Origin of the sequence: Kitasatospora aureofaciens (assembly GCF_001188955.3) — a bacterium.
GTDB classification, from domain to species: Bacteria; Actinomycetota; Actinomycetes; order Streptomycetales; family Streptomycetaceae; genus Kitasatospora; species Kitasatospora aureofaciens.
This window is the reverse complement of the sequence record NZ_JPRF03000001.1, coordinates 461,411-473,669: the sequence shown is the minus strand read 5'-3', so window position 1 is coordinate 473,669 and position 12,259 is coordinate 461,411. Positions and strand designations below refer to the sequence as shown.

At 69.5% G+C, this 12,259-nt stretch carries 8 protein-coding genes; 2 read left to right on the top strand and 6 right to left on the bottom strand.

What is annotated here, in order from left to right; translation table 11 throughout:
- Nucleotides 1-170: 170 nt before the first annotated feature.
- The 5 genes from HS99_RS40505 to HS99_RS02025 all read right to left on the bottom strand — a co-directional run bounded on the left by HS99_RS40505 (nucleotide 171) and on the right by HS99_RS02025 (nucleotide 6,684).
- Nucleotides 171-1,571 carry an IS3 family transposase gene (locus tag HS99_RS40505; RefSeq protein ID WP_078938582.1) on the bottom strand — a complete coding sequence of 467 codons (1,401 nt, stop codon included), beginning with the start codon at nucleotides 1,569-1,571 and terminating at the stop codon, nucleotides 171-173.
- A gap of 406 nt (nucleotides 1,572-1,977) precedes the next feature.
- Nucleotides 1,978-3,009 (bottom strand): LacI family DNA-binding transcriptional regulator, encoded by a 1,032-nt coding sequence (locus HS99_RS02035; RefSeq protein ID WP_030285840.1) that lies wholly within the window; start codon nucleotides 3,007-3,009, stop codon nucleotides 1,978-1,980.
- Between the two features lie 145 nt (nucleotides 3,010-3,154).
- A complete protein-coding gene (locus HS99_RS44485; protein WP_157881784.1) occupies nucleotides 3,155-3,304 on the bottom strand; it encodes a hypothetical protein in 150 nt (49 codons plus the stop codon).
- 116 nt (nucleotides 3,305-3,420) lie between these two features.
- Nucleotides 3,421-4,974: an alpha-L-arabinofuranosidase B gene (locus tag HS99_RS02030; RefSeq protein ID WP_030556254.1), complete on the bottom strand. Its 1,554-nt coding sequence runs from the start codon at nucleotides 4,972-4,974 to the stop codon at nucleotides 3,421-3,423.
- A gap of 147 nt (nucleotides 4,975-5,121) precedes the next feature.
- Nucleotides 5,122-6,684 carry an alpha-L-arabinofuranosidase B gene (locus HS99_RS02025; protein WP_030285845.1) on the bottom strand — a complete coding sequence of 521 codons (1,563 nt, stop codon included), beginning with the start codon at nucleotides 6,682-6,684 and terminating at the stop codon, nucleotides 5,122-5,124.
- A gap of 474 nt (nucleotides 6,685-7,158) precedes the next feature.
- On the opposite strand from HS99_RS02025, the gene HS99_RS02020 reads away from it, so the two are divergent.
- A complete protein-coding gene (locus HS99_RS02020; protein ID WP_030556257.1) occupies nucleotides 7,159-9,870 on the top strand; it encodes a beta-L-arabinofuranosidase domain-containing protein in 2,712 nt (903 codons plus the stop codon).
- A gap of 178 nt (nucleotides 9,871-10,048) precedes the next feature.
- Here HS99_RS02020 and HS99_RS02015 read toward each other — a convergent pair whose 3' ends face one another.
- Complete coding sequence (locus tag HS99_RS02015) at nucleotides 10,049-11,410, bottom strand: jacalin-like lectin (RefSeq protein WP_043481232.1); 1,362 nt, start codon at nucleotides 11,408-11,410, stop codon at nucleotides 10,049-10,051.
- 564 nt (nucleotides 11,411-11,974) lie between these two features.
- On the opposite strand from HS99_RS02015, the gene HS99_RS48290 reads away from it, so the two are divergent.
- Nucleotides 11,975-12,160: a ubiquitination-like system serine protease family protein gene (locus HS99_RS48290; protein ID WP_360329546.1), complete on the top strand. Its 186-nt coding sequence runs from the start codon at nucleotides 11,975-11,977 to the stop codon at nucleotides 12,158-12,160.
- Nucleotides 12,161-12,259: the final 99 nt, after the last annotated feature.

Sequence of the window (12,259 nt, the reverse complement as noted above, 5' to 3'; positions counted from 1 at the left end):
GCACGGTGTTTGGATGACGCGCACGCCCCCGGCTGGAAGGCGGCACACGGAGAGCCATGAACCCGGGGGAAGACGCGACGACTTGACCTGCTCGGAGCGCTCTCAGTGACGGCCGCCGCCATCGGCGCAGCCGCGCCGGAAGTTGTCAAGTCAAATGAGACGGTTTGACACTATATGGACTGTTGTGCGGGCACTGTCTCCGGCTTGGGCTGGTTGATCCAGACCTTCTGGGGTATCTCGGGCGGCTTCGGGCGTCGGGCGAAGCGTTCGGGGTGGCGTGCGTAGGCCTCGGTAAGGGTGACGGCTCGCTGCTCGCGGACCAGATCGGCGGCGCCGAAGTGCACGGAGGCGGGGGTGTGCAGGCCGATGCCCGAGTGCCGGTGTTCGTGGTTGTAGTAAGTGAAGAAGCCCTCGCACCATTCGCGGGCGTGGGTAAGGGAGTTGAAGTATTCCGGGAAGTCGGTGGAGTACTTGATGGTCTTGAACTGGCTTTCACTGTACGGGTTGTCGTTGGAGACCTTCGGCCGGGAGTGGCTTCGGGTCACACCGAGGTCGATCAGCAGCTGGGAGACGGCCTTGGAGGTCATCGAGGTGCCCCGGTCGGCGTGCACGGTCTCCGGCACGATGCCGTTGCGTTCGATGGTCTCGCGGATCAGCTCCTCGGCGCGGTGGGAGTCCTCGGCGGCCTCGACGGTCCAGCCGCAGATGTAGCGGCTGTAGATGTCGATGATCGCGTAAAGGTGGTACCACTCGCCCTTGTTGGGGCCGCGAAGCTTGGTGATGTCCCAGGTCAGGACCTGGCAGGGGGCAGTGGCCAGCAGCTGGGGCACGGTCTTGGCGGGATGGGTGGCCTGCCTGCGGCGTTCTCCGGATTGCCCGGCGGCGTTGAGGATGCGGTACATGGTGCGCTCGGAGCACCAGTAGGTGCCGGCGTCCAGCTCCCGCGCCCAGACCTGGGCGGGCGGCAGGTCGACGTACTCGGGCCGGTTCAGCAGGTCCAGCACCGCCGCCCGTTCGGACGGGCTCAGCGCGGAGGGCGGGGACGGTCGTGGCTTGCGCTCGGCGGCCCGGGACGGTTTCAGCCTGCGGTAGTGGGTAGCCCGCGAGCGTCCGATCAGGCGGCATGCCGAGGTGGTGCCGAGTTCGGGTTCCAGGCCCGCGAACGCCTCGTCCAGGACCGGCGCGAGGGCGCGGTTCAGTCCGCGCTCTCGGAGAGCATCTCCAAGAGCGCATGTGCTTTTCCCAGAACAGCCAGGGCTGCGTCGCGCTTGGCGACGTCCTGTTCCAGGCGGGCGACCTTCTTGCGCAGCCGTTCCAGCTCCCTGTTCGGCGGCCTTCTTCGGGCGGGCGGGCGAGGTCCGCTTGTCGGTCAGCGTGACCGTCGCCCCGGCGTCGCGGGCCTGGCGCCACTCGATGATGTGTGAGTGGTACAGCCACTCGCGGCGCAGGATCGCGCCCTTCTCGCCGGTGGGCGCGGCGTCGTACTCGGCGACGATCCGCAGTTTGTACTCTGGCGAGAACGTCCGCCGCTTCGGCTTCGGCGCCGGGTCGGGATTGGTGGTGCTGGCCATGCTGAAGGGATCTCCTGTCTCGCCCATCCAGACTAACCCGACATTCCGGGCGTCTCAGTCGAGACTGTCAGAGAGGGCGCAGACGGCTTCCACCGACGTGCGGTGGAAGCATGCGACCGCGACTACGCGTTCGCGCCCAGCCCTGGTCCCACGCCGATCGCCGGCACCGACGGATGGCAGCAGGACTGGAACGACAGCGTTCCCCTCGACCCGCAGTAGACCCGGCAGAGCCACGTCCTCGCTCGACGCGCCCCCAACCTTCGGCCGGGAGGTGCCCCGCCCGCACGGACTCCCTCCGCGCACCGCCGAGGCACGCCCTCCTCGAGACCTCAGCCGTCGGACCGCCGGGCACCAGCCGGTCCGACGCGGTCCGAACGAGCGCACCCGGCGGCCGCGGGCGGCAGGGTCAGTCGCGGCGGGCGGGGCCGGCGCTGCGGCGGAGGACCATTTCCGGGGAGATCTGGACGTGGTTGCGGGTATGGGCGACGCCGACGAGTTCCTCGAGGAGGAGTTCGAGGGCGCGGCGGCCGAGTTCGCCGAAGTCCTGGCGGACGGTGGTCAGCGGCGGGGTGAAGTACGCGGCCTCGGGGATATCGTCGAAGCCGATCACGCTGATCTCGCCCGGGATGGCGCGGCCCGCCTCGTGCAGGGCACGGAGCAGGCCGAGGGCCATGTGGTCGTTGGCGCAGAAGACGGCCGTGACCTCCGGGTCGTGCGCGATCCGGAGGCCCGCCTCGTAACCGGAGCGGGCGCTCCAGTCACCGCTCCCGACCCGCGGCACCCGGGCACCGCCGGCCTCCAGGGTCTGCCGCCAGCCGTCCTGGCGGTCGCGGCTCTCCATCCAGCCGGCGGGCCCCGCGAGGTGGTGCACGGTGCGGTGGCCGAGGTCGAGCAGGTGGCGGGTGGCGACCTCGGCGCCGGCCCGGTTGTCGAACGACACCATCGGCATCCGGGACCGGCTGCCGGAACCGACCGCGACCACCGGTACCGAACTGGACAGCTTGGCGAGGGCGCTGACCGCGGAGATCTGCGGGGCGATCACCACGACGCCTTCCACGCCCTGGTCGAGCAGCCGGTCCACGGCCTCTTGCACGGAGCGGCTGTCCAGGGAGCGCAGGCTGGCGACGCTGACGAAGTAGTCGGCGGTGCGGGCGGCGCGCTCGATGCCGTCGAGCATCGAGGCGGGCCCGTACAGGGTGGAGTCGAAGCTGACGACGCCCAGGGTCTGCGAGCGGCGGGTGACCAGGGCGCGGGCGGCCGAGTTCGGCCGGTAGTCGAGTTCGCGGATCGCGGCAAGCACCCTCTCCCGGGTGCCGGGCCGCACGTGCGGAGCGCCGTTGAGCACCCGGGACACCGTCTGGTGGGAGACGCCGGCCAGCTTCGCGACGTCCGCCATCACCGGCTGTCGCGCCTCCGTACCGACCGCTTCAGTTCCCACGCGCAGCCCCCTCTGGTGCCCCGGTCCGACCGTCCGCCCCGTCGTCGCGCGGCGGCGCCACTGTCTCATGCCTACACTGTGCAGCGTAGATGTTAGCGTTAACAAACAACTCGGAGGCACGCCTCGATCCGCCTCAGAACGGGCGTCAGGGCAGGCCGCAGCGCTTCTCCTCGCGCAGCCCCAGGTGGTCGCGGAGGATGCCGTACGCCTCCTGCCCGTACGACCAGACCTCTCTTCGGCGGTGTGCCGCTCCAGACCGCCCGCGCGGACGCTGTAAGGCAAGGGTGATTGCCACGGCCACCGTGGCCGGTACCGTCTCTGGCGCTCGACGGTACCGGCCACCCCAAATCAGTGCGTCTTGTCGTGGCCCAAGCGCGGGTGCCGGCCGGTGTGCGGTGGTGGTGCCCGGGCTCAGCCCCAGGGCTGGTCGACCAGCCAGCTGGTGTCGGCGGCCCAACTGGTGCTGCTGTCCCAGCTGTTGGATCCGCCATTGGCGGCTACGTAGACCGTGTAGTTGTAGTGGCGGAGGTACTTCGTCGGGTAGTTGACGGACTGGAAGGACTGGCCGACCCCGCTGTTGCCCGAGGTGGGACAGAAGGTGGCGTCCTGCGCGAACGAGCTGCCGCCGTCGTCGGCGCTCAGGTAGAGCTCGAAGTTGTAGTGGCGCAGGAAGCGGCCGGGGTCATTGGCGGACTCGAACGTCAGGCAGGAGGTGTTGGCCAGGCCGGCGCGCACGATCCAGGTGGCGTCGGCCTTGTCGATGGCCGGGCTGGAGGAGTTGACGGCGGAGATGACGACCTTGTTGTCGGCGTCGTCGTGGCGGATGTAGTCGGAGGTGCAGCACGTGGTGGTGGCCTGCATGGAGACCCGGGAGCCAGGGGTGAGTGCTCCGGTGCTGGTTGAGCTGCTGCTGTAGCCGGCGGCGGTGATGTTGGCCTGGACGGCGTTCTCGGTGGCGTCGGTCGGGTAGCCGGAGGTCATGACGCCCTCGTAGAAGGTGCCGGCGGAGCCCTTGCTGTTGTCGCCGCCGATGCCCAGGATGATCGCGCCCTCCTTGTGCATCGGGTTGTAGCCGGCCGCGTTGGGGCGCGCGCCGCTGTAGTAGGTGGACAGGCCGCCCGACTGGGCGTCGCCGGCCCGGATGGCCCACTGGTTGGGCTCGCCCTTGACGATGGCGGTCAGGAACCGGTTGTTGACGCTCGGGTCGTTGGCGTTGAAGCGGGTGTTGATGCCGGAGAACAGGCCGTTCTCCTGGTCGGCCATCACCCAGGGGCCGTTGCCGGAGCCGTAGCCCCAGGCCTTGCTGTTGCCGAAGTAGATGGCCTCCATGTGGCCGTTGCCGGTGTCGGTGTTGCTGGTCTCGGCGTTGCCGTAGTCGAAGCAGCAGCCGCCGTCGTAGTGGGTGCCGTCCAGGATCGCGTACATGCCCTCGGGCTGGTCGCCGGTGGCGATGCCGTTGGTGTTGTTGTTGCGGTAGCCGGTGCCGGGGGCGATGTAGACGCCGTACGCCTCGTGGCCGGCGACCGTGACCGGCGCCTCGAAGGCGTTCGCGAGGTTGTCCGGGCCCGGCGCGGCACCGCCGGCGGGGGCCTGGGTGAGGTGGTTGCCCTTGCCGGACTGGTCGTAGATGACGGTGATGACGCAGCTGGTAGCGGCACAGAAGGAGTCCTGCGCGGCGGCGTCGGCGTAGCCGCCGGTGCTCAACAGGCCGATGTCCTTGGTCGCGCCGTCCGACGCGCGCTTCACCTGGTACAGCGCTCCGCTGTAACCGGCGTACAGCGCCCGGGTGGTGGAGTGCGCGGCGACGCACGGCGTATTGCCGGCGGCGTAGATGTCGCACGGCCCCTGGGTGGCCGCCTGCGAGGTGGTGGTCGTGGCAGTGAGCAGGCCGGCGGCGAGCGCGGCGGTGGTACCGGCCCCGAGCAGCGCGCGCCTGACGCGGCGGATCCACGGTCGCTTGATCATGAAGAACTCCTTCACAGGGTGGGGTGTGAGGTGAGCGTCGACGAACCCCCGGTGCCCGGCTGTGCGGGCGGCGTGGGTTGCGTTGCCGCCTCCGGGTCCGGTGCGGATTCGGCCGTCTTCGGCACCGGACTCGGGGCGGGCTGCTCGTCAGCTCCAGGGGGCGGCCGCGAGCCAGCTGGTGTCCTGGGCCCACGACGAGGTGGCGTCCCAGGCGTTGGTGCCGCCGTTGCTCGCGATGTAGGCGGTGAAGTCGTAGTGGCGGATGTATTTGGCCGGGTAGTTGAAGGACTGGAGGGAGTGACCTGTGCCGCTGTTTCCTGGCTGCGGGCAGAAGGTGGCGTCCGCGGCGAACTGGGTGGTCCCGTCGTTGGGACTGAGGTAGAGCTCGAATGCGTAGTGCCTGAGGTAACTTCCGGATGCGTTGGCCGACTCCAAGGAGATGCAGTTGCTGTTGGCCAGGCCGGCGCGGACGATCCAGGTGGCGTCGGCCTTGTCGGTGGCCGAGCTGGAAGAGTTGATCGCGGAGATGACGACCTTGGTGTCGGCGTCGTCGTGGCGGAGGTAGTCCGAGGCGCAGCACGCGGTGGTGGCCTGCAGGGAGACCCGGGAGCCGGGCGTCAGCGAGCCGGTGCCGGTCGAGGCGCTGCCGTAGCCGGCTGCGGCGATGTTGGCCTGGACCGCGGCGTCAGTGGCGTCGGAGGGGTAGCCCTTGACCATGGCGCCCTCGTAGAAGGTGCCCGCGCTCGCATTGTGGTTGGTCTGGCAGCAGTCGCCTCCGCTGCCGAGGATTATGGCGCCCTGCTTGTGCATCGGGTTCCATCCGCTGGGCAGTGCGCCGCTGTAGAGCTGGGTCAGGCCCCCGGACCGGGCGTCGGCGCCCTTGAGTGCCATCTGTGTGGTGCCGTTGTTCTTGAGCATCGCGGTGACGAAGCGGCTGGTCTGCGAGACCTGGTCGGGGTTCCACGTCTTGCCGCCGCCGGAGAACAGGCCGTTCTCCAGGTCCGCCTGCACCCACGGCCCGGTTCCGCTGCAACCGCCGAACCAGCATTCCGTGCTGAAGTTGATCGCGTCCATGGCGCCGTTGCCGTCGGCCTTGTGGTCGATCTCCGTGTTGCCGTAGTCAAAGCAGCAGCCGCTGTTGACGTGGGTGCCGCTGGTGACCATGTACTCGCCCTCGGGTGAGCTGCCGGTCGGCACCCCCGAGGTGGAGCTGTATGCGAAGTAGCTGTTGCCGGGGTTGATGTAGAGCGCGTAAGCCTTCTGGCCGCCTACGGTCACCGCTTCGGTGGTCGCGGTGGCCGCCGTGTCGGCGCCGCCGGTCCCGCCGGGTCCCTGGTAGACCAGGGTGCTGCCGCTACCGGTCTGGTCGTAGAGGCGGGTGATGGTGCACACGGTGCCCGCGCAGAACGAGTCCTGCGCCGCGGCGTTGGCGACGCCTCCGGCGGACAGTACCCCGATGTTCTGTGTCGTGCCGTCCGACGCCCGCTGCACCTGGTAGAGCGGGCCGTTGTAGGAGGCGAACAGCGCGCGGGTGGTGCTGTGCGCCGCGACGCATGGTGTGCCGCCGGCGGCGTAGATGTCGCATGGGCCCTGGGTGGCGGCCTGGGAGGTGGTGGCCGTGCCGGTGAGTACGCCGGCGGCGAGCACGGCGGTCGTCCCCGCCGCCAGCAGCGCCCGCCGGGCACGGCGCAGCCACGATCGTACGGTCATGAACGAACTCCTTCCATGGGGTGGGGGAAAGGAAGGGGTGTGGGGGTGGGGGCGATTGTTAACGCTAACAATTGCACCCGAGAAGGAGCGGTGCGCGCATACGATGGAATGGACACCTCAGGGGCACCGCAACGGCCATCACTATGGCCACACGTTGGGGCACCGTCAAGACATCGCACATGGAACCTTTGTCAGCGTGCGAACATTTTTCGACTCGCGGTCCGGGTCGGCACCGCCGGCCCGTCACCGCGGTCGGTCGAGAACCGGTGGGCAGTGACGGTCCCCCGCCCCGCGGACCTCTGGACACGCCCGGCGCGCGGGGCTATAAACGTGGGACCTGTTAACGACAGATGTCGCGATGTTAGTCACCTCTCGCCCCGCCCCGCAGAGTTGCCGTGCCTCGGGCATCTTTGTTAGCGCTAACACTTCACGGGCGCACGGTGGTTCTTCCTCCCCGAAAGGAACAGGTCAGCAATGCTGCCCCCTCCCCTGAGCCGCCGCAGTCTGCTCCAGGCGACCGGCGCCCTGGCCGTCGCGCCCGCCGTCGGTCTCGGTCTCGGTCTCACCGCCCCGGATGCCGAGGCCGCCGCCATAGGCGTCTCGGCGCTGCCGTTCGACCTCGGCCAGGTCCGGCTCACCGGCGGCCGGTGGCTCGACAACCAGAACCGGACCCTGGCGTACCTGCGCTTCGTCGACGTCGACCGCCTGCTGTACAACTTCCGCGCGAACCACCGGCTGTCCACCAACGCGGCCGTCGCGACGGGCGGTTGGGACGCCCCGGCGTTCCCCTTCCGCACCCACGTGCAGGGGCACTTCCTCAGCGCCTGGGCCCAGGCCTACGCGGGAACGGGCGACACCACCTGCCGCGACAAGGCCGCCTACATGGTGGCCGAGCTGGCCAAGTGCCAGGCCAACAACGCCACCGCGGGGTTCGCCGCCGGCTACCTCTCGGGCTTCCCCGAGACGGACTTCACCCAGCTCGAGTCCGGCACGCTCAAGAACGGCAACGTCCCCTACTACTGCGTCCACAAGACCATGGCCGGCCTGCTCGACGTCTGGCGCCTCATGGGCAGCGCCCAGGCCCGGGACGTGCTCCTGGCGCTGGCCGCCTGGGTCGACCAGCGCACCGGCAGCCTCGGGTACGGCCAGATGCAGGCACTCCTGGGTGTCGAGTTCGGTGGCATGAACGAGGTCCTGGCCGACCTCCACCTGCGGACCGGGGACGCGCGCTGGCTCGCGGTCGCCCAACGCTTCGACCACGCCGCCGTGTTCGACCCGCTGGCCGCGGGCCAAGACCAGTTGAACGGCCTCCACGCCAACACCCAGGTGCCCAAGTGGACCGGCGCCGTCCGCGAGTACCGGGCCACCGGAACCGCGCGCTACCGCGACATCGCCTCGCACGCATGGACGATCTGCACCACCTCGCACAGCTACGCCATCGGCGGGAACAGCCAGGCCGAGCACTTCCGCGCCCCCGACGCCATCGCCGCCTACCTGACCAACGACACCTGCGAGCTCTGCAACTCGTACAACATGCTCAAACTCACCCGCGAGCTCTGGCAGTTGGACTCCGCACAGGCCGCGTACTTCGACTTCTACGAGCGCACCCTGCTCAACCACGTCATCGGCGCGCAGAACCCCGCCGATCCCCACGGGCACGTCACCTACTTCACCCCGCTCAAGCCCGGCGGCCGCCGCGGCGTGGGCCCGGCCTGGGGCGGCGGCACCTGGAGCACCGACTACGACACCTTCTGGTGCTGCCAGGGCACCGGCATGGAGTCCAACACCAAACTGGCGGACTCCGTCTACTTCCACGACGGCACCACCCTCGTCGTAAACCTGTTCGTGCCCACCGTCCTCACCTGGTCCGAACGCGGCATCACGGTCACCCAGTCCACCTCGTACCCGGCGCAGGACACCACGACGCTCCGGGTCACTGGCAGCGTGAGCGGCACCTGGTCGATGCGCATCCGCATTCCTGCCTGGACCTCCGGCGCCACCGTGAGCGTCAACGGCACGGTCCAGAACATCGCCACCACGCCGGGCAGCTATGCCACCCTCACCCGCTCCTGGACCTCCGGCGACACGGTGACCGTCGAACTGCCCATGCGCGTCACGCTCCGGGCCGCCAACGACAACCCGGACGTCACCGCGATCACCTACGGTCCGGTCGTCCTGTGCGGCAACTATGGCAGCACCGCCCTCGCCGCCCTCCCAGTCCTCGACCCGGCGTCGATCACCCGGACCGGCACGACCGGCCTCGCCTTCACCGCGACCGCCAACGGCTCACCCGTCGGCCTCGTCCCGTTCCACGAGGCCCAGGGCTTCAACTACACCGTCTACTGGAGCACCGGGAGCACCGGATTCCGCCTGCTCAACGCGGCCAGCGGGCTCGTTCTGGGCATCCAGGACATGTCCACCACGGACGGCGCGTCCGCCCTCCAGTGGGCCGACTCCGGCACCGCCGACCACGACTGGGGGCTCGTGATCGACGGCACCGCGCTGCGCCTGCGCAATGCCAACAGCGGCAAGGTCATCGGCGTGCAGAACATGTCCACCGCCGACGACGCCCCCGTGCTCCAGTGGTCGGACAACGGCACCGCCGACCACCGGTGGTCCGTCGTCGAGGCGGCCGACGGCGCGTACGAACTGCGCAACGCAAACAGCGGCAAGCCGCTCGGCATCGCCGGCGGATCCCTCGCCCAAGGGGCCCTCGCTGTGCAGGCCGCGGACACCGGTGCGCCGACCAGCCAGTGGCGGTTCGTACCGAGCGGCACCCGCCGCATCCAGAACGTGGCCAGTGGGCTGGTGCTGGGTGTACTGACCATGTCGACCGCCGACGGCGCACCGGCGATCCAGTGGGGCGACAACGGCACCGCGGACCACCTGTGGACCGCGGTGATCGACGCCGGAGGCTACCTGCGGCTTCGGAACTCCAACAGCGGCAAAGTCCTTGGCGTGGAGGGCGGCAGCACGACGAACGGCGCCAGGATCGTCCAGTGGACCGACGACGGAGCCGCCGACCACCGGTGGCGCCTACGGCACGGCGGCGGCGACACCTTCCGCATCCAGTCCGCCGTCAGCGGCCGAGTCCTCGGAGTATCCGGCGCCTCCACCGCCGCAGGAGCCCAGGTCGTCCTGTGGGACGACAACGGCACGGCCGACCACCTCTGGCGCTTCGTCTGACCGGGCGATCACGCCCCGCCGCGCACACGCGTCCGCGCCGGTGTCCCGGCCGTCCGCCGTCATCCGCCGGCACCGGCGGATGACGGCGGACGCCGATGAAGCGGCTCTGGAAGACCGGGGACCCCTGGAACACCGGATCGCCGCTGCCACGGTGTTCGGGTCGTTCATCCCTCGTCTCTCAGCGTCGGGTGAAGATGAAGCCGAGCTTGTCGACCTCGTCGCCGGCACGACCATCGAAGCCGGCGAGCTGCCACCCGGCGGGCGCGGTGCGGGTGACGCAGTCGGCGGTGGTCGTGCCGCCGGCCAGGGACCGGCCCAGGCTGGTGGTGAACTTCGCGTAGAAGATGCGGGTGTGGCCGTTGTACGCCCCCTGGCAGAGGGTGGCGGAGCTGACGTACTCGCCGCTGCCGAGGCCGAGCGAGGACGCGGTGCCACCGGAGCCCCCGTGGGTGAGCGTGGTGCCGTTCCCGAGCGTCAGCTGGACCTGGTCGACGCGGGAGCCCGCACGCAGGCCGATCACGGCGGCCTGCGCACCGGCCGGGACCTGGTCGATGTCGTCGTAGAAGTCGCCGTGCGGGCCGCCGAACTGCTCGCTCGTCCGGTAGGCGGGGCTCTGGTTCCAGCTGAAGCCGACGGCGATCGGGTCGTGGTCGGAGAGCATCGCGCCGGAGCCGTCCAGGAAGTCGGCGTGCTTGTTGTGGTACGAGGTCGCGCTGAGCGAGACGAGCGCGCTGCTGCGGTAGAGGACCTTGTCGACCACCTCGCAGGTGTCGGTGATCGCGTTCTCGTCGCACAGCAGCGGATCGGCACCGCGGGTCGGTGCCACGCCGCCGCGCTCCAGCTGCACCCAGGCGTCGGTGAGTCGGTTGTCGGCGGCGAAGGCGGCGACGGTGTCGTCGGCACGCGTGTAGCGGGTGTTGGTGTCACCCATCACGATCACGGCGTTCCCCGCTGAGTGGGTCCCGATGTACGAGGTGAGCTGCGCCAGGTTGGCGGCGCGAGCGGCCTCGTCACCGGCGGACGTGCCCGCGTTGGCGTGGAGGTTGTAGACGTCCACGTACACGCCCTCGGCCAGCCGGGCCCGCAGGAAGGTGAACCCCTTGGGGGTGAGACAGTCGCCGGAGTCCAGCTGGCAGTCGTTCCACCTGACGCGCTCGAAGTCGTCGGTGTCGTAGGCGAGACCGGACAGGGTGTTGAGTCCGCTGCCGATGCCCGCGCCGCCGCTGGTCGGCGTGCGGTAGGGGTGGGAGTCGGCGGCGTAGAGGGCGGCGTGGTAGTTGAAGTCCTCCTGGACGTCGACGAGGTCGTACGGGGCCAGGCGCCCGCCGATCGCGGTGGTGCTGGACTGCCGGTCGGTCGAGGCGCTGGACAGCACCTGGGGAAGTCCGGCGACGTTGTATGTCAGGACGGCGAACGACCCGCCGCCCTCGGCGGCCTGCGCGGCCGGCGCGCTGACCAGGCCGCCGAGGGCGGCTGCCGCGGCGAGAGCGCCGGCGAACACGGTTCGGACGAAGGGGCGGCGGAGGCGGGGCTCGGACATCGCTGCTCCGGTGGGATTCGACTGCGGGGATCCGGTTTCCCGGAGCGTATGAGCCGACCATGTGCGCGTCAACAGTGCCGATGACCAGCCGTTACCCGTGTGACCTGGACCTTTCTGTCACTGTCACGAATGATTCCGGACGGTTCTGTGAGCGTTAACGGACATTTCCTTCGGGTTTCGACTCTGGGCAGGAGTCGCGCCGCCAGCGGTGCTCGGCGAAGGCGGCGCGCTGGTCGGCGGGCTCCGGCCGTTAGACCCCTCGGCGGCCGGTGATCCCCCGGCAGTCCGATGAACGCGACCTGCCCCGTCAGGACGGCGCGAAGGCGCCGGCAAGGGCTCGATGACGTCAGCAACTCCCGCAGTCTGTCGCCTGCTCTGGCCGACACGGCTTTCGGCATGTGCCGGGGGTGGGGGATCTGCCCGGTCATGTCATGGCCTCTTGTCGGCATCGGTTACCACTGGCGAAGGGTTGGCGGCGGCTGTACGCATGCGAGGTCTTCATGACCTCCCCCAACGGATCCCTCGCGGAACAGTCGCCCTGGTGGCCAGCGGACAGATCATGAAGTGGATCGCGTTCGACTGCCCCTGCAAGGCGAGCCATCGGGTACTGCTCAATCTCAACCCGAACGTCCGCCCAACTGGACCGTGAAGAGCTCCAAGCCGCTCACGGTGTCGCCCAGTATCGACGAACTTCGCGGAAGCGAGCGATGCCACTACTTCATCAGGGACGGACACATCGTCTGGACCTGAGGTCTCCTCCGAACCCCGTTTCGAAGCCTCCGAACTTTGAACGGGTCAAGTACTACCAGCTCACCCCGAGGACCTTTAGCTGTCCGAGCTGTCCCGGGG

What these genes read in the sequence shown, in the direction of transcription:
- HS99_RS40505 (WP_078938582.1), bottom strand. Translation starts at nt 1,571, where the DNA reads ATGGCCAGCACCACCAATCCCGACCCGGCGCCGAAGCCGAAGCGGCGG.
- HS99_RS02030 (WP_030556254.1), bottom strand. Translation starts at nt 4,974, where the DNA reads ATGATCAAGCGACCGTGGATCCGCCGCGTCAGGCGCGCGCTGCTCGGG.
- HS99_RS02025 (WP_030285845.1), bottom strand. Translation starts at nt 6,684, where the DNA reads ATGACCGTACGATCGTGGCTGCGCCGTGCCCGGCGGGCGCTGCTGGCG.
- HS99_RS02020 (WP_030556257.1), top strand. Translation starts at nt 7,159, where the DNA reads ATGCTGCCCCCTCCCCTGAGCCGCCGCAGTCTGCTCCAGGCGACCGGC.
- HS99_RS02015 (WP_043481232.1), bottom strand. Translation starts at nt 11,410, where the DNA reads ATGTCCGAGCCCCGCCTCCGCCGCCCCTTCGTCCGAACCGTGTTCGCC.